The following is a 21,657-nucleotide window of genomic DNA, read 5'->3' on the forward strand; positions in this document are numbered from 1 at the left end:
ACAGACTGGAGGCGCGCGCACCCGGCCCACACTGCCTACCCGCGATCCTCCGGATTATTTCCTCTCCTGCGCTGCACTTCATAGAATGGACATATGTCCTGAAGTGCGGCCCTCAAGGCCTGTCCTGCTTCGGGTGTACCGAAGCTCGATTGGCCTGAGGCGCATGTCGCATCGTACGGGATGGTAGGGCCATCCCGACAGCGAACAGCGGCGAGGCAGGTGATCCATGCAGACCGGCGTATTTCCCTTTGAGCCCGTCCGGGAACGGGGCTCCCTGGCTTGTTTCCTGGCAGCCTTGTTCATGCACATGCTGCTTGGAGCACTGCTCTATTACGGCGTGCATTGGCACAGCGCTGTGCCGGAGGGGATTTCCGCCGAAATGTGGGACCCCGTTCCCGAGTCCGTGCCGAGCGAGCCCGTGGTCAAGCCTGCGCCAACCGTCAGGCCGGTCGAACAGGAAAAAGCCGATATCTCGCTGCAGGAAAAAACGCGCAAGGCCGAGCGCGCGGTGCGTGACGAAGAGAGGGCGCAACACGAGGCGCAGGCTCGCGCAGACGCGGCCCGAAAGGCAGCGCAACGGGAGGCGCAGCACAATGCGATGGAAGCGCAGCGCCAGGCCAGCAACGCCGAGCGCGCCAGCGAGCTGTCGCGCCTGCGCGCGCAGGCGGGCGGTGCCGACGCGAACAACGGTACCGGCACGTCCGGGAAACCCTCGTCCGGCTATGCCGAACGCGTCCGGCAGCGGGTCAAGCCACACATCATCTTCAACGAAGACATCAACGGCAATCCGGCTGCCGTGGTGGCCGTGCGCATGGCACCCGACGGATCGATCCTGTCCACCAGGCTTGCCAAGTCAAGCGGCAACGCCGCCTGGGACAACGCCGTCCTGCGCGCGGTGACGCTCTCCGACCCGTTGCCGCGCGACGATGCTACCGGTGTCGCGCCGCCCGAGATCAGGATCACGTTCTGGCCAAAGGACCAGGCTAGTTCGTAGCAAGGTCCTGGCTGGCCAACGCGCGCGCCTCGCTGTCGATCTGCGCGCGCAGGATCAGGAACCGCTGCTGGACATCGTCCCCGAAGAGCGGGTCCGCGCCTGCCGGAACCGCCTCGTCAACGGCTTCCCAGTCCGCTGGAGTCAGTAACTGGGCCGCGCGCGGCATGACGTGCCGCTCCTCGGTCGAGAGATGATTGCGGTAATACACGAGGTACATGGCCGCTGCCGACTCCAGTGCGGCGCGCGAACTGATCATGTCGCTCTCGGCCTCATTCAGGCGGTCCACCAGCGTCTGGCCCACCATCGCTATGACACGATGCTCCTGCTGCAGGCGGCTGACCACGATCTCCATGCCAGGGTCCCGCTCCACCAGCCGTGCGTAGGCAATATCCTCGCGCGGATGGTGAACGCGGTCACCGAAATTCCGCATGTAATGGATAATCGTTGCCATCAAACTGTAGTTGGGCTGCTCTCCCCGGTCGAACAGGATGACCTGGCTTTCCAGAAGGTCAAGCAGCCGGGCGAAATGGACATGGTCTTCATGCCAAGTGGAAAACGGGGTGGCCATGGCGGGCTCCATCGGTTGAGTTTGGTCGCCTTTGAGGCCACGTCGTATCGAAGCCTCATGCCTGAACACTATGCTTCAATCCAGGGTTCTCTCTGATCTGGATCAAAGTTCTGCGCATGGCTCGGGCGCTTCAAAGCAGCCGTCGCGGGCCTGCACTGGAGCCGGCGTGGTCATGCGTCCAACCTTCTCATTCGGGGAGACGTTTATGCGCAGCACTGGGCACCCGGCGGTGAAGGGCGTGGCGGGGGTTTGGCTTGTCAGCCGGCTCTGGCTCCACGCGCTTGGCCTGGCTGTGCTGATCTTTCCGGGTTCGGCGTCGGGAATGGAATTCAGGATCTACCACCAGCCGCAACTTGACCTGAAAATGATCATCGGCGAAGGAAAGATCCAGGACGGTGACGCGGACAGGTTCCTTGCGGTCGCCAGACTGGCCGGCCGTGATCGCGAAGGCCTCGTGCCCCTCGTCCTGGACAGTCCCGGGGGCAATGTCGAAGCCGCCTTCCGCATGGTCGATGCCATGGACAAGGTCCGCGTCTATACGGCCGTTCCGGACAACGCCAGGTGCGCGTCCGCTTGCGCCTCGATCTTGTTTGCTTCCGGCGAACGCCGCAGCGTCGTCGGTACGGGGCAGCTGGGCTTTCACAGTTGCTACCGGCGCGACGGGAAGACCTACGCGCAAGACTCGCTCTGCAACGAGGTCATCGCGGCAAACGCCATGCAGCGGGGGGTAAGTAACGCCGCCATCAACCAGTTCGTCCGGCAGTATGGTGCGCAAGACATGGCCTGGATACGACGCAATGTCGCTTGCAGGTCTCTGCAAGGACTGTGCAAGGCGGGGCTGCTGGAGACCCAAAGCGAGTCAAAGCCGGCGCTGATGCGCAGTCTTGAATGCAGCCGCCTCATTTCCGTTCCCGCCCAGCTGATTTGCGGCGATGCGGAACTGGCCGGTGCCGATAAGGCGCTGGCGGGAATCTATGAGCAGAAGCTGAGGGCATCCGCCAACAAGGCGCGGCTACGCACGGATCAACGGGACTGGCTGCGCCATTCCCGCAATCTGTGCAGCGACAAGGCTTGTCTGCTGCGAAGCTATCGCCTTCGCATCGACGAACTGAAGCAGATGCGGTCGTGAAACCTGTTGCTGGCCGACTATCATTCGTTTTGCCAGCACTACGCCCGGAGTAGAAGCCGGTCCATCAATGTCGACCGCGAGTCGCACGCTCATGGACGAACCCGCCAAGCTCAACGCCAATTCGCTGGGCATCGTCGAATCGGTGATCATGGGCATCGCCGGCACGGCGCCCGCCTACAGCATCGAGATCACGACTTCCACGATCATCGGGACGGCCGGCACGCTCGCCCCGGCCAGCATCCTGGTGTGCGGTGTCGTCATGTTTGGCATCGCGTATGCGTTCATCAATATGAACCGCGCGCTGGCAAGCGCCGGCACCTCCTATTCGTGGGTGAGCATGGTATTCGGGCGTACGCTCGGATTCTTTGCCGGCTGGGCGCTTCTGGTTCTGTGCTGCGTGTTCATGGTTTCCGCCATGATCCCGGCGGCCAATGCCACGCTGCTCATCCTTGACCGGCCCAAGATGAACAACGTGCACTACGTGACGCTGATCGCGGCCGCGTGGCTGACCTTTGTCAGCGCGGTCGTGGTCAAGGGCATCAAGCTCACCAGCTACGTACAGGTGCTGATGACGATCATCGAGGCCATCATCCTGTTCGCGATCATCGTCGCGAGTCTCGTCATGTTCCGCCACGCGCCGCAGCACCCGTTCTCGCTGGTCTGGTTCTCGCCCTTCGCGTTCTCGCCCAGGCTGTTCGCCAACGGCGCGCTGGTGGCGATCTTCTTCTTCTACGGCTGGGACGTGACCATGAACCTCAGCGAGGAGACGCGCGATTCGAACCACATCCCGGGCCGTGCCGCGTTCTGGTCGATGGTGTTCCTGATGGCGTTCTTCCTCGTCTTCATTGTCATCACGCTGCTCGGCCTGTCGGATGCCGAGATCCAGCACTACAACACGAACGTCATTTTCGCCATCGCGCAGAAGCTGTTCGGGCCGACCTGGGGTTATGTCTCGATCATCGCGGTATTGCTGAGCACGGTCGGCACGGTCGAGACGCAGATGCTGCAGTTCACGCGGACACTCTTTGCCAAGAGCCGCGACGGCGCACTCCACCCTCGCTATGCGCGCCTGCATCCGCGCTGGCGCACGCCGCACATCGCGATCTTCTTCATCTGGATCACCGGGCTCGCGCTGCTGTTCGTGTCGTCTTACCTGCCAACCGTCAATGTCATCCTGCAGGATTCGATCACGGCCATCGGCTTCCAGATCTGCTTCTATCTCGGGCTGACCGGGCTGGCCTGCGCCTGGTACTACCGCAGGATGCTGGCGCGCGGACCGTGGCTTGCCGTGAGCCACGTCATCTGGCCGGCGGCCAGCGGGATTTTCCTTTTCTTCATCGCGCTCTACAGCATCCCGACCTTCGACTGGGTCACCAATGTCGTCGGCATGGGGGGGATTGCCATCGGGGCCATTCCGCTGCTGCTGAACCGCAAGAGTATCCGGTCGGTGCCCGCAGCCTGAGCGGGCCCCGTGCCAGGCATTGGCCGCGATGGCCGCGATGGCCGCAATCGCCGCTGGCGTCCGGCGTGTTGCTACCGGACCCCGATCACCATCGAATCGGGCCCGGCGAGCGGCTCGACACGTACCTGCGCAAAGCCGGTTTCCCGCATCCATGCGCAGCATTGCTCCCCGGTATAGTCGAAGCCGCCGGGCGTCTCGATCAGCATGTTGAGGCTCATCAGGAGGCCGAACGCATTCTGCCTGCGCTCGTCGTCGATCACCGCGTCGTAGACGATCAGGCAACCGCCCGGAGGCAGCGCGGCATGGCATTTCTTCAGGAGTTCGAGCTTCTGCCCGAGGTCCCAGTCATGGAGGATGTGTCCCATCACGAGCACCTCGGCCGTCGGGCACGGTTCTTTGAAGAAGTCGCCGGGATGGAAGCGCAACCGTTCCTGCAGGCCGTGCGATGCCACGTACTCGTCGAATACCGGGCCCACCGCCGGCAGGTCGAAGCCGCCGCCGCGCAGGTGAGGGTGGGCGAGCGCTATCTGCACGGGCAGGGCGCCTTGCGCCGTGCCGATATCGATAAAGGTGTTGTAGTCCTGCCAGGGGAACTTCTGGGCCATCGCCCTGCCGGCGCCCAGGCTGATCCCGGTCATCGCCCTCAGGAAGTGCCGCAGCGAGTGTTCGTCGCGGTAAACCGCTTCGAACAGGTTGCCACCCCGCCTGGCCTCGTTCTGGGGCTGCCCGGTGCGAAGCGCTTCCGTCAGGGAGCCCCAGAACGGATACAGCCGGGTATTGGCCATTTCCAGCAAGCCACCCACGTAGCTCGGCTTGGCCGCGTCCAGGAAGAGGGCGGCGTCGGGGGCGTTGCGGTATTTGCCGCCTTCGCGATCCAGCAGGTTCAGTGCGACCAGGGCGTCGAGAAAATCGAGGGCCGATCTGGGATGCAGGCCGAGCGCCGCAACCAGTTCGGCGGCGTCGAGGGGGCCGCCCGCCAGGCGCGTGAACACGCCGAGTTCGACCGCGGACAGCATGGTCTTGGAGGCCCAGAAGCCCATGCCAAGCTGCAGCAACCGATCCGGGGTGAGTTCGTGCTGCCCCGTGCTGCCCGGGCCCTCTTGCGGTGCCACGTCTGACGGATTTTGCATCGATGCTCCCCCGACGAGTGTGGTGAGGGGCCGGATGCCTTGGGCTGCCGGCCATTGATGCTTAGCGTAGGCAGCGCATCGAGCGAAGTCCAGCGTTGTACATCAGGGGCGCCGGCGTTGCCGTGGCTGGCAAGCTTCAGGCGGCTGCACCTGGCCGCGCATGGCGTGCCAGGAAACGGTCCAGCTGGCCTGCGAACGTCTTGCTGTCCTGCGCAGCGTACGGTGCCGGCCCGCCGGTATCGACCCCAGCGCTGCGAAGCTGCTCCATGACCTCGCGCATCGTCAGGCGTTCCTGGATATTCTCGCGGCTGAACCAGCTGCCGCGTGGGTCGAGCACATGGGCGCCCTTGTCGAGGGCGGCGGCGGCCAGCGGAATATCCGCCGTAATGACCAGATCACCGCTGCCGACCAGTTCGATGATGCGGTCATCGGCGGCGTCGAAGCCCGCGGGTACCTGCAGTGACCTGATAAAGCGGGAAGGCGGCGTGCGCATATACTGGTTGGCAACCAGCGTGACGCATACTTCGACACGTTGTGCGGCCCGGTACAGCATTTCCTTGACGACAACCGGGCAGGCGTCTGCGTCAACCAGTACTTGCATCGTGACTTCCAATCGAGGGAGGGAGCGATCATGTTACTGCCTGCGCGCGCCTGGTTGGGAACGAACATGGGCGCACGCTGAATTGAGTAGGATTGACCACAAAGGGAGAACTATGAAAATCCATGTTGAAACCACGGTCGCGGCCCCTATGGAGAAGGTGTGGCGTGCCTACACCACGCCGGAAGACATCAGGCAATGGAATGCTGCCTCCGATGACTGGCATACCACGGCCGCCACGGTCGATCTGCGGGTTGGCGGCGCCTTCTCCTCGCGCATGGAAGCGAAGGATGGCAGCATGGGATTCGACTTCGCCGGAACCTACACGAAAATCGAGGAACACAGGCTGATCGAATACGCCTTTGGCGACCGGACCGCGCAGGTCGAGTTTTCCGATACGCCGCAGGGCGTTATCGTGCGCGTGAGCTTCGATGCCGAATCGGAGTTTCCGATCGAACAGCAGCAAAGCGGGTGGCAAAGCATCCTCGACAATTTCAGGAAGCATGTCGAAGCGCATTAGCGACTCGCGCGACGACTCGGGAAGCGGCCTGCCTGATGCAGGCCTTTCTTTTTTGTCCGCCTGCGCATCCGGGCCAGGACTGGATTTCGTGCGCCAGCCGGCACACCGTAACCTGTTGCAACGCAGGTAATCCAATGAAATGGAAGGCGTCGCCGCATAGCCTCCTGCCGGGGAACGGGCAGAGCCATAATGGCGGTCCATAGCCACGGTGACAGCCGATGAACCGCCTCTTCCCAACCTTTCATTTGTTCCGGAGGCGGCATGTTCGTGCCGCCGCTTTGCTCACGCTGGCGACCGCTCTGGCATCGCCAGCGGCAGGCTTCGGGCAGGGAGTGTCCGGCAGCGCCGATGCCGACGAGGCGCTGCACAACATCCAGAGCAATTTCGCCCGCATGACGCCGCCGCCGCGTACTGTCGACTCCATCAACCAGGAACTGAAACAGGGCGAGGTCAGCGGCCACGCCGCAGGCAGGGGCGGCCACGGTGGCGGCAGACGCGGGAGCAGGGCTTCGCGGGACGGCACCTCAGCCGCGAACAAGAGCCAGGCCGATGCCGACACGCCGGCAATTGGCTCGCGCCCGGCTTTGTCAGGCGTCGCCAGCGAAGGCCGCACTGACGGCGTGCTGCCGGGGCAGCCGACGCAGGCGGGTGAAGTCGCCCGGTAGCTCTGGTAGCTCCGGTAGCGACGAGGGTCGCACGTTCACGGTGCGACCCGGGTTCCAGGCCGCACCGTTTGAACCACCGCTGTCCGGGTCAGCCCCGCCGCCAGGGGCTGCCCGACGCCTGGTCACTGCCTGACTGCCGCTGCGCTGCCGGCATCGCGGCGCACGCGGATGTCGTTATTGACTTCGCTGACGCCGTAGGTGGCATCGGCCAGCTCTTCGATGTAGTACTTCTGGCCGCGGTTGTCCACGGTGCCGGACAGCGTGACGACGCTATCCTTCACGTCGACGCTGACATCGCTGACGTCCAGGCGTTGCGCGTAGCTCAGGCGTTCGCAGATCTCGTCGCGGATGCGGTCGTCGGTGCGCTTGTAGCCGCGCGGGCCGGTGGGGCGTTCACGCCGTTCCGAGGTGCCGAACAAGTCGCCCACGGCCTCGCCGATGCGGCGGCCGAGGTTGTAGAGCGTGCCATGGTCGTCGTCGCGGTCGTCATCGCGGTATTCATCAGTTTCCCAGCCGCGCTGCTGCGCGGCCTCACGGCTATAGTGCCGGCCGTAGCGCCGGTCTTCCGTCCGGTCGTCGTCCGGGGCGGTCCAGTAGCGGGTGTCGCTGCGCAGGTCGCGGAAATAGGTATCCTGGTCCGCCGTGCCGCGATCGCTCGCTCGCGCGCGTGCCGTGCTTTGGCGCCACTCGCGCTCGGCGTCTCGGTCATCGCGCTGCCAGGCCTGCGGGTCGCGCCATTCGCGGGCGCGCTCCCAACCATTGCCACCGTTCATGCCGGCGCGCAGATCGCTGCCATAGCGGCGGCCTTCATCGGGGCGGTTGCCGCCACGGTAACCCTCGCGGGGGTTGTAGCGCCCGTCGTCGCGGCCGCCGTAGCGCTGCCCGCGCTCCCCATAGCGCTCGCCATACCGTTCGCGCGGCGATGGCTCCGGGCGCCCCGCCGCGCCATACGCGCCAAACGCACCGTACCTGACGTCGGGGTTGCCAGGCCGGTGTCCTGACTGCTGCCCGAACGATCTCCGGTAGCGTTCATCATCGCCGCCCGGCTGGCGGGCCGGCCCGCCATAGCTGGTCTGGCCGGGGCTCATGCGCCGGCGCATGCGTTCCGATTGCCATGTGTCGCGTCCGGATTCCGGTTGCCAGTCGTCGTCATCCCACTGCCTGCCGCGTTCGCGCGGGTCGTTCTGATAGTTGCTCATGCTCGTGTCCTGAAATAGAGGGAGATCCCTGGTGCGCGAGCGGACGCGAGCGCGCCCGCTCGCGCATGGGCGTGTATCGCTATAGCGGCAAGATTCGTACCGTGCGGGAGCCTCCCACGGCATGGCGTTTGCGGGGCCTTATAGGGGCCTTACGGGGGCTTTATGGGGGCTTTATGGGGCCTTATGGGTGCTTTGTGGCCCCGGAGGCATTGCAACGATTGCAGAGCATGTAAGGGATGCCGGGTGCGGATCTTCCTACGGTAATGCCGTGCCGGCATCCGCTGCCGACTGCGACGCGGCAAACGCGCCAGCGGCTTCCAGCAGCCAGGCGCGCAAGTGCTGCATCGCGGCGCTGGTCGGCCGCGAATCGGGCAGGACCAGGTAGTAGGCACGCGTCGAGCGCAGCGTGCGCGCGACCGGCATCACCAGCTGGCGGCTGGACAGGTATTCCTCGACGAGAAAGCGGGGCACCAGTCCGATCCCCAGGCCCGCGCGCGCGGCGGCAATCACCATGCTGTGGTGATCGTAGCGGGCGCCGCGCATGGCATTGACGTCGTCGATCCCTGCCGCGTCCATCCACTGCTTCCAGCCGAAGCCGCGCGTGGCCAGGTGCAGCAGCGGCGCGCGCGCAATGTCCGCGGCATCGATCCGCTTCCTGCGGCCGAAGTAGTCCGGATGGCAGATCGCCACGGATGCTTCGTTGAACATCAGGTCCGCGCGCGCGCCGGGATACACCGCCTCGCCAAAGTGGATCGCCGCGTCGTACGGCGTGCCGTCAAACAGGAACACGTCCGACTGCGCGCTGATGTTGACGACTACGCCCGGATGGCGCGCGTAGAAATCCGGCAGGCGGGGGATCAGCCACTCGACCGCCAGCGTCGGCACGCATGCCAGTTCCACGGTGCCGCCCGCACCTTCGTGCGCCATGATGTCCAGCGTGTCGCGCTGCAGCTTGCGCAGCATCTCCCGCACCTGGCCGCTGTAGAGCGCGCCGGCCGCCGTCAGCGTGATGCGCTGGTTGGCGCGGTGAAAGAGCTGCACGCCAAGCAGGCTTTCCAGCGCCGCGATCTGGCGCGATACCGCGCTTTCGGTAATGAACAGGTCGGCCGCCGCACGGCGCAGGTTCAGGTGCAGCGCGGCGGCTTCGAAGGCGCGCAGGCCGGAAAGGCTTGGAAGGCGGTGCCGCATGGGGGGCGATAGCGGAGTTGATGACTAAACGTCATCATCCTATACCGAAATCTCGCTTGAACCGTAGCAGTTGATGAGAAATCATTCGATCCTTGCTTCGCCGTATTCGATTGCGGCCCCTCATAACGACAACATCAGGTAGACAGGAGACAGCATGAAACGCTTGTTCAGCGCGCTCGCCGCCACGACCCTCGCCGTGGGCGCCACGCTGCCCGGCATCGCGTGTGCCGAGGACTTTCCCGCCAGGCCGGTGCGCATCATCGTGCCGTATCCGCCGGGCGGCACTACGGACATGGTGGCGCGGCTGATTGGCGAGCAGCTTGCGATCCAGTGGAAGCAGGCCGTCCTGGTCGACAACCGTCCCGGCGCGGGCGGCATCGTGGGCACCGGGGCCGCCGCCAAGTCAACCGCGGACGGCTATACGCTGCTGATGGGCTCGGTCGGGGAGTTCGGCATCAACCCCACGCTGTACAAGAAGCTCCCTTATGACGCCGCCGCGGATTTCGCGCCGGTCACGATGGTGGCGCGTGTCCCCAATGTGGTGGTGCTGTCGCCGGCCTTCGCCGAACGTGCGCGCGTACAGACGCTGGCGGAGTTCATCGCTTACCTGAAGGCCAACCCGAAGCGCGTCAATATGGCGTCGGCCGGCAACGGCACGTCGACGCACCTGGCGGGCGAACTGTTCCAGCGCATGACGGGTACCGAGATGAGCCACGTGGCGTACAAGGGCAGCAGCCCGGCCATCTCCGACCTGATGGGCGGCAGCGTCGATGTCATGTTCGACAACCTGCCGGCATCGCTGCCCTTTATTCGCTCCGGCAAGCTCAAACCGCTGGCCGTGACCACGCCGGCGCGCTCATCGGCGCTGCCGAGTGTGCCGACCGTGGCGGCCGCCGGGCCCGTGCCGGGCTTTGATGCCAGCCCGTGGTTCGGCCTGCTCGCGCCCCGGGGCATTCCCGCCACGGTGGCGCAGAAGATCAGCCAGGACCTGACGCGCGCGCTTGGCGATCCCGCGGTGCAGGCCAAGATGCGCGACCTCGGCGCCGAGCCCGCGCCAAGCACGCCGGACGCGTTTGCCGAGGTGCTCAAGAAGGACCGCCAGAAGTGGGGCGACATCGTTCGCCTGTCCGGCGCGTCGGTGGACTGACACCGCACCGCTTCTTCTCCCTTTCACTCTCCCTTTCAATCTCCTGCTGCATTCGATCATGCCTGACAAGAACGTCGTTCGACTCCTTTCCCTCCACCTTGGCGCATCGGCCGCGGATCGCCTGGCGCAACTGGTCGCCACGCCGCAGCGGCTTCCCGCCGGCGAAGCGGGGCGCCCGTCGCGCGCGGAGGTCGCGCACGCGTTGAACCTGGTGCTGTTCGCCGGCATCCTGGAACGCGTGCCGACGGGCAAGGCCTATACCGATGACGTGGCCACGGCCGGCGGCAAGGTGCACTTTGACCACGGCGCACTGCGCACGGTGCGCTGGCACGACAATGGCGCGCTGCCGGCCGGCGAGGCGGCGTTCACGCGCATCCTGCGTCCGCTGGGCTACCGGCTCAACGGCACCTATCCGCTGGACCGGATCGGCATGACCGGCCGCTCGTACGCGCATGAAGACGCGCCCGAAGAGATCGCGCAGTTCTTTGTCAGCGAATTGCATCCCGAACATTTCAGCGAGCCCTTCAGGCAGGCTGTCAGCCGCATCACGGGCAGTTCGGAGGATCCGCTGACGCCGCGCGCCCAGGCACTGCTTTGGGAACTTGAGCGGGAGGGTTCGCTGTCGCTGGATGACGCGGCGGAACTGATCGGCGCGCTCGCGCGCTGTTTCGACCGTCATCACGCCACGCCGCGCCTGGACGACTATGAACGGCTGCTGGCCGAGTCGCCGGAAATGGCCTGGATCGCGACCGAAGGCAATGCCTTCAATCACGCGACCGACCGCGTGGAAGACGTGTTCGCGCTGGCGGAGGAGCAGAAGCGCATCGGCCGCCCGATGAAGGACAAGGTCGAGGTATCGCAGAGCGGACGCGTGCGCCAGACGGCGTTTCGTGCGGACCCTGTGCGGCGTGTGTTCATGGACGCCGATGGCGCCGAGGTGGTGCGCGAGGTGCCGGGCTCGTTCTACGAGTTCATCACCCGGGATCGCTACGTCGATGAAGCACAGGCAGTCTCGCGTACCGACCTGGGCTTTGACGCGGGCAATGCGCAGGGCATCTTCAGGATGACCGCGGCCGAATGCTGAGGGGGGGCATCCCATGACCGCTTATCCGTTCGTTCCGGCATTGCGGGAGCCGCAAGGCTCGCCGATCCGGGAGCTGTTCCGGTACCTTTCCGACCCGGAGATGATCTCGTTCGCGGGCGGCTACCCGTCCGCCGCGCTGTTCGATGCCGAGGGCATCGGCGCGGCGTCGGCGCAGGTGCTGCGCGATCGGCCCGCGGAATGCCTCCAGTACGGCGCCACCGAAGGCGCGCCGGCGCTGCGCAGCGCCCTCGTGGCGCTGATGGCCGAACGCGGCGCAGTCGTGGCGGCGGACGAGCTGCTGGTCACCACCGGATCGCAGCAGGGCTTCGACTTTCTGGTGCGCACGCTGGTGGAGCCGGGCAGCGTGGTGCTCGTGGAAGAGCCGACGTATCCGGCGACGCTGCAGGCGCTGCGGCTTGCCGGCGCCGACGTGCGTGGTGTACCGGCGGACCACGAAGGCATGGACGTCGATGCGCTGGAAGCCATGCTGGCCGATGCCACGTTGCGCCCGCGCCTGATCTACACGGTACCGACCTTCGCCAATCCCACGGGGGCGACGCTGACCCTCGCACGCCGGCTGCGGCTGCTGGAACTGGTGGCCCGGTATCGCGTGGTGCTGGTCGAGGACGATCCGTACGGCGCGCTGAGCTTCGACGGCCCGCCCCCGGCGTCGCTGCTTGCGCTGTGCGCGCAGGTGCCCGACGCCCGTCCGTGGCTGGTACATCTTGCGAGCTTGTCGAAGACGCTGGCGCCAGGACTGCGGATCGGCTGGATGATCGCCGCGCCGGAAATCGTTCGCCGCGCGGTGATTGCCAAGCAGGTGTCCGACCTGTGTACGCCGCCGTGGATCCAGCTGACCGCGGCGCAGTACCTGCAGGCGGGCCGGCTGCCGGGGCAGGTGGCAACTGAAGTGGCGTTCTACCGGGACAAGCGCGACAGGCTGGCGGCGGCGCTGCGCGCGGCCTTTGGCGAACGTATCCGCTTTGCGCTGCCCGCCGGCGGCATGTTCCTGTGGGCAGCGCTGGACGGTGTTGACGACGCTTCCACGCTGCTGCCCCACGCCATCTCGGAGAAAGTGCTGTTCGTTCCGGGGACCGGATTCTATGCGGTGCGGCGCGCGCGCGCGGCCATCAGGCTGTCGTTCGCCGGCACCGACGCCGCGCAGGTCGACGAAGGTGTGCGCCGGCTCGCGCGGGCAGCGGCACGGCTGGATGCGGTGACGAAGGCCGGCGGCTAGGGAGCGCGGCCAGTGCGGCGTCACCGGTGCCGGCGTTGCTGCTGACGACGGCACCGGTGGCGCAGTGTTCAGTCAGCGCAGCGACCCGTTAGTCGAGCGCATCGCTGCTGGTGCCGCGGTCTCCCGCCGCTCAGTCATGGACGTGATCAGCGGTGTCATACACCTTCTCGCACCATGCCGTACTCGCGCCCAGAAGCCTGGAAAGCTTCGTCGCAGCGACCAGCTGCACGCGGGCGATCTCCGCGCGATCCGCGGCTTGCAAGCGCGAGGCGGGGCCCGACAGCGTGAGCGCGGCCATGAATTTGTCGCCGGCTCCGAACAACGGGGTCGCGAAAGCGGCGGTATAGACGTCGCGGACCCCGGAAGTAAACCACGGCAGCGCTTCCTCGCGGCCGGCGGATTCCTCTTGCTTGCCCCAGAACTTCAGCACTGACCCGATTGCCGTGTCGTCCAGCGGCAGGATCGTGCCGGGCAGACGCGTCTCGCGCAGGCCTTCGCTCGGTTCGGCGCGATAGAGGCACATCCGCTGCTCGTCGCCATGCAGCACGTAATAGGAGGCGCTTTCGCTGGTCGCGAGCGCAAGCTCCTGCAGCACCGGTTCGATGACGGACCCGAGCTGGAACGACTGTTCGTAGAGCTTGCCCAGGTACAGCAGGCGCGGGCCGAGCGCGTAGCGGCCATCGGCCGTGCGAACCACATAGCTCATTCGTTCGAGCGAATTCAGCAGGCGGAACACCGTTGTCTTGTGCATGCCGGATGCACTGGAGAGCTGGGCGAGCGACAGGATCTCTGACCCGAGTCGAAAGCAGTCCAGCAAACCAAGGGCCTTCTCGACGGCCGCTACCCCGTGGTTACTCATCGTTCATCCCCATGCCAGTTTTGATGGATTGTACGATGTACAACGCCATTTTAATACGTACAAGGGTAAACGACAGATGGAACGCAGAGTCTATCTGGCTATAGTTGTCCCATATTTATGAAACGCCGTTGTACATCGTACAACGACAGAAATGGAGGCAACGAATGCAGGTAGTCCGGTTTCTACTCATCACGGCACTCGCGCTGGCCACGATGTCCGCCCGCGCCGCCTGGCCCGATGACAGGCCGATCGAGGTGTACGTCGGCTTCGCCGCCGGGGGCGGGACCGACCTGCTCGCGCGCGCCATGGCGCCGTACCTGCAGAAGCACCTCGGCGGCAAGGCACGGATCATTGTCGTGAACAAGCCTGGAGCGTCCGGCGAAATCGCCTACGTGTCGCTGTCGCGCGCCGCGGCCGATGGCTACACCATCGGTATCGTGTCGACGCCGTCGCTGCTGACGATTCCCATCCAGCGCAAGCCGAAGTACGAGGCGTCCGCGATCGTCCCGGTGGCGCGCGTGATCGACGATCCCGCCATGTTTGTCGTGGCGGGCGACAGCAAGCTCAACTCGATGGCCGACCTGGTCAGGCAGCTGAAGGCCAATCCGGAAGGGCTGGCAATGGGCAGCAACGGCATCGGCACCAATGGCCACATGGCCGCGCTGGCCCTGCAGCAGGCCACGGGCGCCAAGGTCAACCACATACCGTTCGCCGGCACGTCGCAGACCAAGACCAGCCTGCTGGGCCACCACATCGACGTGATGGCGATGAGCACCACCGAGTTCACCGATGCCGACCGGGCGTCGAAGGACGTGCGCGTGCTGGCGCAGCTCGGCGCCGAGCGCCGGCCCGGCGTGAAGGATGTGCCGACCGCGCGCGAGCAGAACCTGGATATCCAGATCTCTTCCGAGCGTGGCTTTGCCGCACCGCGCGGCCTGCCGCCGGACATTGCGAAGCGTCTGCAGGACGCCATCGAAGCCACGACCAAAGACCCCGAATTCCTGGCCCGCGCCGTCAACGAGGCGCGCGGCATCTCCTACCTGTCCGGCGCGGCATGGAGCCAGCACATGGCCACGCAGCGCGGCAAGTTCGAAAGCCTGTGGAAGATCGCTTCCACGAAGTAAGCCCGATCCCCCCTTGTTCTTCCCGTTTCTATTGGAGTCGCATATGAGCACCCAGGCCAAAGCATCCCCCGCGATTCGTCGCGATTTCGAGCGCGTCTCGCCCGAACTGGTGGAGCGTGCGTCGAAGTTCCAGGCCGCCATCCTGGCGGACGTCGTCGGTCGTCGCGGCACGCTGAATGCCCGCGTGCAGGGGCTGTCGCCGTCGATGAAGGTGGCTGGCCCCGCGCTGACCGTGGAAGTGCGTCCCGGCGACAACCTGATGTTCCACGTCGGCCTGGCGCTCGCCAGGCCCGGCGATGTGATCGTCGTCGACGGCAAGGGCGACCAGACCGCCGCGCTGTGCGGCGAAATCATGGCGACGCAGGCGCAGTCGTCGGGCGTGGCGGGCTTCGTCATCGACGCCGCGGTGCGCGATTCGCATGAACTCGCCGGCGGCGCGTTCCCGGTGTTCTCGGCGGGCACCAATCCGTGTGGCCCGACCAAGGCCATCGGCGGCCTGGTGAACTGGCCCGCGTCGGTGGCCGGCGTGGCGATCAACCCGGGCGACCTGATCGTCGGCGATGCCGATGGCGTGGTGGTCATCCCGCGCGAAGACGTGCCCGCGATCCTGGACCTGGCGCAGAAGAAGGTCGATGCCGAAGCGAAGCGCATTGCCGCGATCAAGGCCGGCGACCTGCGCCCGGGCTGGCTGGACAAGGAACTGCGCGCCGCAGGCGTACTGGCAGAGGGTGAATCGCTGTGAATGCCATGAAGAAGCCCGCCGTGCTGGTCACGGGCAATGACCTGGCACCGCAGGCGCTAGAACTGCTCAAGGACTTCGAAGTGTGCTTCGCGGGCAAGCAGTGCAGCGAAGAGACGGTCGTGGCCATGGCGAAGGAAAAGGACCCTGTCGCCATCATCGTGCGCTACGGCAAGGTCGGCCCCAGCGTGATGGACGCCGCGCCGTCGCTCAAGGTCATCTCGAAGCATGGCAGCGGCATCGACGTGATCGACCAGCGGGCCGCTGCCGAGCGCGGCATTGCCGTCAAGGCGGCCGTGGGCGCCAATGCAGCGGCGGTGGCCGAGCATGCCTGGGCGCTGATCCTCGCTTGCGCGAAGGCCGTACCGCATCTCAATGAGCGCATGCGTGGCGGCCATTGGGACAAGTCGACGCACAAGACCATCGAACTGAACGGCCGTACGCTCGGCATCGTCGGACTCGGTGAAATCGGCCGCCGCGCCGCTGTGACCGGCGTGGCGATGGGCATGCGCGTGATCGCCTTCGATCCGTTTGCGAAGACGGTGCCCGAGGGCGTCACGCTGGCGGACCTGCCGCGGCTGTTCGGCGAGGCCGACGTGGTGTCGCTGCATTGCCCGCTGACGGACGAGAACCGCGGCATGCTGAACCGCGCAACACTGGCGACCTTCAAGGATGGCGCCATCCTGGTCAACACGGCGCGCGGCGGCCTGATCGACGAGCCGGCGCTGGTCGAGGCGCTGCAGAGTGGCAAGCTTTATGCGGCAGGGCTGGACAGCTTCGCCGTCGAGCCCATGCCGGTGCCGCATCCTTTCCAGCATGTGCCCAACCTGATCCTTTCGCCGCACATCGGCGGGGTCAGCGATGCGGCCTACGTGAACATGGGCGTAGGCGCCGCGCGGAATGTGATCGCTGTGCTGCAGGATGCCGCGACGCTGGCCTGAATTGCGTGGGGCGGCTTTACTGAATCGAGAAATCAATCGTCGCGGACCGGGCCCGCCGCAAGGGCGGGTCCCGCAAACAGGGAAACCGCCGCGACTGCAGGAGACAACGATGTTTCATCGCGCAATTCCGCTGTTTACCGTGGTTGCGGCGCTGCTGGCCACTGGCCCGGCAACGGCGCTCGCGGGGTATCCGGACAAGCCCGTCCGCATTGTCGTGCCCAATCCGCCGGGCGGCGCCGTGGATGTGGTCACGCGCAAGATTGCCCAGAAGCTCACGGTGCAGACGGGACAGAGCTTTGTCGTCGAAAACAAGCCGGGCGCGTCCGGCACCATCGGCACGATGCAGGTCGTCAACGCGCCCGCCGATGGCTACACGCTGCTGGCGAACGACAATTCCTATACGACGCTGCCGTATGTGTTCAGGAAGCTGAACTGGGATCACCAGACCGCGTTGGTCCCGATTGCGCCGTTTGCATTCTCGCCGGTCGTGCTGGGCGTCAAGGCCGATTCGCGCTTCAAGGATCTTCAGTCGCTCGTGAGCTATGCCAGGGCGCATCCGGGCGAGGTGACGTTTGGCACGGGCGGCCCTGGCAGCTCGCCGCATTTCGCCGCCGAAGCGTTCCAGCAGGCCGCCGGCATCCAGTTGATGCATGTGCCTTACAAAGGCGCCGGCGAGGCGATGGTCGGCCTGTTGTCCGGCAGCGTGGACCTGCTGGTGGTCTCGACGCCCACCGCGCTCGCGCCGGTCAAGGGCAACCAGATGCGCTTGCTCGGTATCAGCGGAAAGAGCCGCGTCAATGTATTCCCGGGCGTACCCACGTTCGCCGAAGCAGGCGTACCCGGCTTCAGCCTGTTCAACTGGTCGGGGCTGGCGGCGCCGAAAGGCACGCCGAGCGAGGTGGTCGCGCGGCTGCAGGCGGAAATCCGCAAGGCGCTCCAGTCGCCGGACATGAAGGAGTATCTTGCGCAGATGGGCGCGCAGCCGGGGACCCTGGACAGCCCCGCATTCGCGCAACTGATCCAGCGCGAAACCACGCAATGGGCTGCGGTGGCGCAGAAAGCCAACATCCAGAAGCAATGACGGGAGTCGAGATGTTCCTGCTTCATCAACCGGCTGTACGCGACGCGACGGTGCTCACGCGGCTTCCGGAGTCGTTTTGCCGCCGGGACGCCGACAATGCATGGGCGCAAGCCAATCGCGGCGGCGCCGCTACCGGTTCCTTCCTTGAAGGTCCGGTCTGGTCCGACGGCCACCTGTGGGTCACCGACATTCCGTACGGCCGGATCTTCCGGGTATCGATGCAGGGCGACTGGCAACTCGTGGCCGAGTATGACGGCGAGCCGAACGGCATGAAGCGCCTGGCCAGCGGCGATTTCCTGATCACCGATTACCGCAACGGCCTGATGCGCCTGGATGCGAAGGCCGGCACCCTGGCGCCGTTCCTGGAGCGCCGCAATTCGGAGCGCTTTCGCGGCGTCAATGACCTGACGTTCGACGCGCAGGGCAACCTGTACTTCACCGACCAGGGCCAGACCGGCCTGCACGATCCCACGGGCCGCGTTTATCGGCGCTCACCCGAGGGCAAGCTCGACGTGCTGCTCGACAACTGTCCGAGCCCGAACGGCATCGTGCTGTCACCCGACGAAAAGGTGCTGTTCGTTGCCATGACGCGCGGCAACTGCGTGTGGCGCGTGCCCCTGCAACCCGACGGTTCGGTCAGCAAGGTCGGCCAGTTCTTCACGTCCCATGGGCCGAGCGGCCCCGATGGCCTGGCGATGCGCGCGGACGGGTGCCTGCTCGTGGCGAATCCGGGGCTTGGCTACGCCTGGGTGCTGAACCATCGCGCCGAACCGGTCGAAGTGATCCGCAGTCCTGCGGGGGCTTCGCTGACCAACCTCTGTTTCGGCGGGCCGGAGGGCAAGACGCTGCTGATGACCGAATCGGCGACCGGCACCATCCTCCGCGCGGACATGCCCGAGCGCGGCGCGCCGGTACATGGAGGCCGGTTGCCATGAGCGGCAGGAGCGGCATGCGCGAGTCCGACGCGTGCCCGATACGGCGTGCCATGACGTCGTCCGGCGGGTGAACGCGAGGACTGCGCCCGCCTTCATTCCGGCGGCATGGCCGTGTCCTTCATCGCCTGGGCCAGTTCAATGTTCCCTCGCGCCTCCAGGCCCTGGATCGCCCCCTCCCGATCCGGTGTCTGGTGGTGCTGGCTCAGCTTGCGCTTGCCTTCGAGCCGTGACACGCGGACTTCGATGCCCACGATGTGGCTCAGTTGCTCGGCGATGAAATCCGCGGGCGCATCGCCCATCTTCCACGGTTGCGGCTCGCTGGCTTCATGCTGCCGGGTCAGGCGGGCCACGACGCCGCGGACGAATTTTTCATCGTCCCGGATATGGAGCGTGCCGTGCGCGTGCACCACCTCGTAGTTCCAGGTCGGGACCCGACGGTGCGTCTGCTGCTTGCCGGGGTACCAGTTGGGCGTGATGTAGCCCTGCGCGCCGGTGAAGATCACGAGCACGGGCGATCCGTCGGCGACTTCCCGCCAGAGCGGATTGGCGCGTGCCACATGCGCGTGCAGCACGCCGCATGCGCCCTCTCCGGGTTCGAACAGGAAGGGCAGGTGATTGGCATCGAAGCCCGCGTCCGTCTGGGTGACCAGCGTGGCAAGCGCGTGCTCGCGCATGATGCGATGCAGTTCTTCGGCGTGGGGTTCGGCGAAGTGTTTGGGCAGGTACATGGGACGGGTCCACTCTGAACGGGCGTCGTCGGGACGCGACGCTCAGCGACAGTGTGCCGTGCTTCCGGTTGGGTGAAAATAGCCAGTTTGATACCATCTGACCAGACCAGTTGATCCGGCCAGGTGACCAGGATGTCCAGTGACAAGCATGGCGAGCGGGGCCTGGGCCGCGCCCTGTATGACGAATTCCGGGCGCGTATCGCGGACGGCACCTACGCCGTGGGGGCACCGCTGCCATCGAGCCGCGCACTGGCCGCCGAGCGCGGGCTTTCGCGCGCCACCGTGTCGCTCGTCTATGAGCAGCTCGCGGCCGACGGATTCATCGATACACGGGGTGGCGCGGTCAGCCGCGTGGCGGCCGGCGCAGCGCCGGGCAGTCCGGTTCGTCGCACCACGCGCGGCGCCATCGGGACGGTTGCGGCAGACCCGCATGCCGGGCGACTTTCCGCATGGGGTGCCCGGGTGGAGGGCATGGCGCTGCAGGACACTGGCACGGTGGCCGTTGACGGAGAGATCGACTTCATCTACGGTCCGCTGGCCGGCCGCGACTTCCCGACGCTGACATGGCTCAGGGCGCTGCGTGCGGTCGAGCGACAGCGCACGCCCCGGCTGGCTTACGAGGACCCGCGCGGCAACATCGAGCTTCGCAGGGCGCTGCAGGCGCACCTGAGCCAGACACGCGGGCTGTCGTGCTCCACGGATCAACTGATGATCGTGAATGGCTCCCAGCAGGCGCTGGACCTCTGCGCACGCCTGCTGCTCGACCCCGGCGACCCCGTGGCGGTGGAGAATCCGGGCTACCGGATGGCGCACCATGTCTTTGAGGCCTATGGCGCGGACCTGCAATGCATCGATGTGGACGAACATGGCCTGCGGACAGACCAGCTCCATGCATTGCGCCGGGCACAGATGCTTTACGTGACGCCGACCCACCAGTTTCCCCTGGGGTCGTTCCTGCCGATCGGGCGGCGGCGGGAATTGCTGGCGTGGGCGGCAGACCGGCGCGCGTGGGTCATCGAGGACGATTACGACAGCGAGTACCGCTATTCGGTGCGCCCGGAAGCCTCGCTGCTGTCCCTCGATACGCAGGGATGCGTGATCCACGTGGGCACCTTTTCCAAGACGCTTTCGCCCCAGCTTCGCCTGGGCTACATGGTGGTCCCCGATCGCCTGGTGGATACCTTTGCCGCAGCCAAGCGCCTGACCGACCGCCACGCCGCGACCGGAGTCCAGCGCGCGCTGGCCCTGCTCCTGGAAGACGGCAGCTACGGCCGCCATGTTCGGCGCATGCGGCGGTTGCAGCATGCGCGGCAACGCGCCCTGGTCGAAGCGCTTCAGGCGCATCTGTCCGGCCGGATTGAAATGCAGGGGCTGGCCAGCGGGCTCCATCTGGTCGTGTGGATCCCGGCCTTGCCGTCGAGTGCGGAGCCGGCGCTGGCCAGGGAGGCCGGCCGGCTCGGTGTGCGCGTCTATCCCGTCAGTCCGCTGTTCCATCGCTCGGGGCATAAGGCCGGGCGGTCCAGGCCCGCGGGTCTCGTCATGGGCTACGCGTTGCTGGAGCGCGAGGCCATCGCCGAGGGTGTCCGTCGCCTGTCGGAGGCGCTGCGGCGAATCGACCCACCTGCGTAGAGCCATGGTGCTATCCTGCTGCGGTTGCATCACCTGACCGATAAGCCAGCAGGAGGACGGTATGACCATGACGCTCTACTACAACCCCCAGAGCCGCGCCTCGGTAGCGCGCTGGATGCTGGAGGAGGTCGGGGCCGACTACCAGTTGCAGCACATCGATTTCACCAAAGGGGAGAGCCGGTCGCCGGCATTCCTGGCCGTCAATCCGATGGGAAAGATCCCGACGCTGGTTCTCGATGACGGCACGGTCCTGACCGAGAATGGCGCGATCATCGCCTGGCTGGCGGACGCCTTTCCGCAGGCCGCGCTGATGCCGCCGCCGGGTTCTTCCGCGCGCGGGACAGTCCTGCGCTGGCTGTTCTTCTGTGGCAGTTGCTTTGAGCCTGCGCTGACCGACCGGATGATGCGGGCCGATGCGCCGCTGTCGAAGCAGGCCGTTGGCTGGGGCGATTATGACGATGTTGTCTCAGCCATCGAGAAGGCGCTGACGCCCGGGCCGTTCGTGCTGGGTACGACCTTCAGTGCTGCGGATGTTTACCTGGGGGCGTCGCTTGCCTGGGCGGGGAAGTTCGGGGCGCCGCGTATCGCTGACAGCCGGGTGATTCAGGACTATGTCGGGCAGGTGACCGCGCGGGAGGCGTTTGTGCGGGCGGCGGGGAATTGAGGGACGGTGGTTCGCAAAACAGAACGGGCAGCTCGC

At 66.0% G+C, this 21,657-nt stretch carries 22 protein-coding genes; 15 read left to right on the forward strand and 7 right to left on the reverse strand.

Annotated features, from left to right (window positions below):
• Positions 1 to 226: 226 nt before the first annotated feature.
• Positions 227 to 994, forward strand: coding sequence for a cell envelope integrity protein TolA (tolA, locus tag KHO22_RS23720; protein ID WP_211949626.1), 768 nt, complete (start codon positions 227 to 229; stop codon positions 992 to 994).
• Here tolA and KHO22_RS23725 read toward each other — a convergent pair.
• Complete coding sequence (locus KHO22_RS23725; protein WP_211949627.1) at positions 984 to 1,562, reverse strand: hemerythrin domain-containing protein; 579 nt, start codon at positions 1,560 to 1,562, stop codon at positions 984 to 986. The genes tolA and KHO22_RS23725 overlap by 11 nt on opposite strands.
• A gap of 205 nt (positions 1,563 to 1,767) precedes the next feature.
• Here KHO22_RS23725 and KHO22_RS23730 point away from each other — a divergent pair, with 205 nt between their 5' ends.
• Together KHO22_RS23730 and KHO22_RS23735 are read left to right on the forward strand one after the other, a co-directional pair.
• Positions 1,768 to 2,691 (forward strand): lysozyme inhibitor LprI family protein, encoded by a 924-nt coding sequence (locus KHO22_RS23730; protein WP_211949628.1) that lies wholly within the window; start codon positions 1,768 to 1,770, stop codon positions 2,689 to 2,691.
• A 91-nt stretch (positions 2,692 to 2,782) separates the two neighbouring features.
• Entirely contained in the window at positions 2,783 to 4,153 is a 1,371-nt protein-coding gene (locus KHO22_RS23735) for an APC family permease (RefSeq protein ID WP_211949629.1), read from the forward strand.
• Positions 4,154 to 4,224: 71 nt separating this feature from the next.
• Here KHO22_RS23735 and KHO22_RS23740 read toward each other — a convergent pair whose 3' ends face one another.
• Both KHO22_RS23740 and KHO22_RS23745 read right to left on the reverse strand, forming a co-directional pair.
• Positions 4,225 to 5,283 carry a methyltransferase gene (locus tag KHO22_RS23740; protein ID WP_211949630.1) on the reverse strand — a complete coding sequence of 353 codons (1,059 nt, stop codon included), beginning with the start codon at positions 5,281 to 5,283 and terminating at the stop codon, positions 4,225 to 4,227.
• Between the two features lie 136 nt (positions 5,284 to 5,419).
• Positions 5,420 to 5,884, reverse strand: coding sequence for a YaiI/YqxD family protein (locus KHO22_RS23745; RefSeq protein WP_211949631.1), 465 nt, complete (start codon positions 5,882 to 5,884; stop codon positions 5,420 to 5,422).
• 112 nt (positions 5,885 to 5,996) lie between these two features.
• On the opposite strand from KHO22_RS23745, the gene KHO22_RS23750 reads away from it, so the two are divergent.
• Both KHO22_RS23750 and KHO22_RS32610 read left to right on the forward strand, forming a co-directional pair.
• Positions 5,997 to 6,401, forward strand: coding sequence for an SRPBCC family protein (locus KHO22_RS23750; protein ID WP_211949632.1), 405 nt, complete (start codon positions 5,997 to 5,999; stop codon positions 6,399 to 6,401).
• 218 nt (positions 6,402 to 6,619) lie between these two features.
• Positions 6,620 to 7,066, forward strand: a complete 447-nt coding sequence (locus KHO22_RS32610) for a hypothetical protein (protein ID WP_230426988.1) — start codon at positions 6,620 to 6,622, stop codon at positions 7,064 to 7,066.
• A 122-nt stretch (positions 7,067 to 7,188) separates the two neighbouring features.
• Here KHO22_RS32610 and KHO22_RS23760 read toward each other — a convergent pair whose 3' ends face one another.
• Together KHO22_RS23760 and KHO22_RS23765 are read right to left on the reverse strand one after the other, a co-directional pair.
• Positions 7,189 to 8,265 (reverse strand): BON domain-containing protein, encoded by a 1,077-nt coding sequence (locus KHO22_RS23760; protein ID WP_230426989.1) that lies wholly within the window; start codon positions 8,263 to 8,265, stop codon positions 7,189 to 7,191.
• Between the two features lie 255 nt (positions 8,266 to 8,520).
• Positions 8,521 to 9,453 (reverse strand): LysR substrate-binding domain-containing protein, encoded by a 933-nt coding sequence (locus KHO22_RS23765; RefSeq protein ID WP_211949633.1) that lies wholly within the window; start codon positions 9,451 to 9,453, stop codon positions 8,521 to 8,523.
• Positions 9,454 to 9,607: 154 nt separating this feature from the next.
• Between KHO22_RS23765 and KHO22_RS23770 the strand changes: the two genes are divergently transcribed.
• Genes KHO22_RS23770 through KHO22_RS23780 form a run of 3 tightly spaced genes read left to right on the forward strand, consistent with a single transcriptional unit; the run spans position 9,608 to position 12,921 of the window.
• Positions 9,608 to 10,600, forward strand: coding sequence for a Bug family tripartite tricarboxylate transporter substrate binding protein (locus tag KHO22_RS23770; protein WP_211949634.1), 993 nt, complete (start codon positions 9,608 to 9,610; stop codon positions 10,598 to 10,600).
• 58 nt (positions 10,601 to 10,658) lie between these two features.
• On the forward strand, positions 10,659 to 11,684 hold the full coding sequence (locus KHO22_RS23775; RefSeq protein WP_211949635.1) for a DUF1338 domain-containing protein: 1,026 nt from the start codon (positions 10,659 to 10,661) through the stop codon (positions 11,682 to 11,684).
• 13 nt (positions 11,685 to 11,697) lie between these two features.
• The gene (locus tag KHO22_RS23780) at positions 11,698 to 12,921 is read left to right on the forward strand and encodes an aminotransferase-like domain-containing protein (RefSeq protein WP_211949636.1); all 1,224 of its coding nucleotides are present in this window, start codon (positions 11,698 to 11,700) and stop codon (positions 12,919 to 12,921) included.
• A 130-nt stretch (positions 12,922 to 13,051) separates the two neighbouring features.
• Here KHO22_RS23780 and KHO22_RS23785 read toward each other — a convergent pair whose 3' ends face one another.
• Positions 13,052 to 13,780, reverse strand: a complete 729-nt coding sequence (locus tag KHO22_RS23785; RefSeq protein WP_211949637.1) for an IclR family transcriptional regulator — start codon at positions 13,778 to 13,780, stop codon at positions 13,052 to 13,054.
• A gap of 164 nt (positions 13,781 to 13,944) precedes the next feature.
• On the opposite strand from KHO22_RS23785, the gene KHO22_RS23790 reads away from it, so the two are divergent.
• From KHO22_RS23790 to KHO22_RS23810, 5 genes are all read left to right on the forward strand, one after another.
• On the forward strand, positions 13,945 to 14,904 hold the full coding sequence (locus KHO22_RS23790; RefSeq protein WP_211949638.1) for a tripartite tricarboxylate transporter substrate binding protein: 960 nt from the start codon (positions 13,945 to 13,947) through the stop codon (positions 14,902 to 14,904).
• A 43-nt stretch (positions 14,905 to 14,947) separates the two neighbouring features.
• Positions 14,948 to 15,646: an RraA family protein gene (locus KHO22_RS23795; RefSeq protein WP_211949639.1), complete on the forward strand. Its 699-nt coding sequence runs from the start codon at positions 14,948 to 14,950 to the stop codon at positions 15,644 to 15,646.
• A 5-nt stretch (positions 15,647 to 15,651) separates the two neighbouring features.
• The gene (locus KHO22_RS23800) at positions 15,652 to 16,584 is read left to right on the forward strand and encodes a hydroxyacid dehydrogenase (protein ID WP_211949640.1); all 933 of its coding nucleotides are present in this window, start codon (positions 15,652 to 15,654) and stop codon (positions 16,582 to 16,584) included.
• 109 nt (positions 16,585 to 16,693) lie between these two features.
• Complete coding sequence (locus tag KHO22_RS23805) at positions 16,694 to 17,665, forward strand: Bug family tripartite tricarboxylate transporter substrate binding protein (protein WP_230426990.1); 972 nt, start codon at positions 16,694 to 16,696, stop codon at positions 17,663 to 17,665.
• Between the two features lie 11 nt (positions 17,666 to 17,676).
• Positions 17,677 to 18,600 carry an SMP-30/gluconolactonase/LRE family protein gene (locus KHO22_RS23810; RefSeq protein ID WP_211949641.1) on the forward strand — a complete coding sequence of 308 codons (924 nt, stop codon included), beginning with the start codon at positions 17,677 to 17,679 and terminating at the stop codon, positions 18,598 to 18,600.
• A 92-nt stretch (positions 18,601 to 18,692) separates the two neighbouring features.
• On the opposite strand, the gene KHO22_RS23815 is transcribed toward KHO22_RS23810, so the two are convergent.
• Positions 18,693 to 19,328, reverse strand: a complete 636-nt coding sequence (locus KHO22_RS23815) for an FMN-binding negative transcriptional regulator (RefSeq protein WP_211949642.1) — start codon at positions 19,326 to 19,328, stop codon at positions 18,693 to 18,695.
• Between the two features lie 132 nt (positions 19,329 to 19,460).
• On the opposite strand from KHO22_RS23815, the gene pdxR reads away from it, so the two are divergent.
• Both pdxR and KHO22_RS23825 read left to right on the forward strand, forming a co-directional pair.
• Entirely contained in the window at positions 19,461 to 20,957 is a 1,497-nt protein-coding gene (pdxR, locus tag KHO22_RS23820) for a MocR-like pyridoxine biosynthesis transcription factor PdxR (protein ID WP_211949643.1), read from the forward strand.
• A 61-nt stretch (positions 20,958 to 21,018) separates the two neighbouring features.
• Positions 21,019 to 21,621, forward strand: a complete 603-nt coding sequence (locus tag KHO22_RS23825; RefSeq protein ID WP_211949644.1) for a glutathione S-transferase family protein — start codon at positions 21,019 to 21,021, stop codon at positions 21,619 to 21,621.
• Positions 21,622 to 21,657 lie beyond the last annotated feature (36 nt).

The sequence above is a fragment of the Cupriavidus yeoncheonensis genome (assembly GCF_905397275.1).
Classification (GTDB): domain Bacteria; phylum Pseudomonadota; class Gammaproteobacteria; order Burkholderiales; family Burkholderiaceae; genus Cupriavidus; species Cupriavidus yeoncheonensis.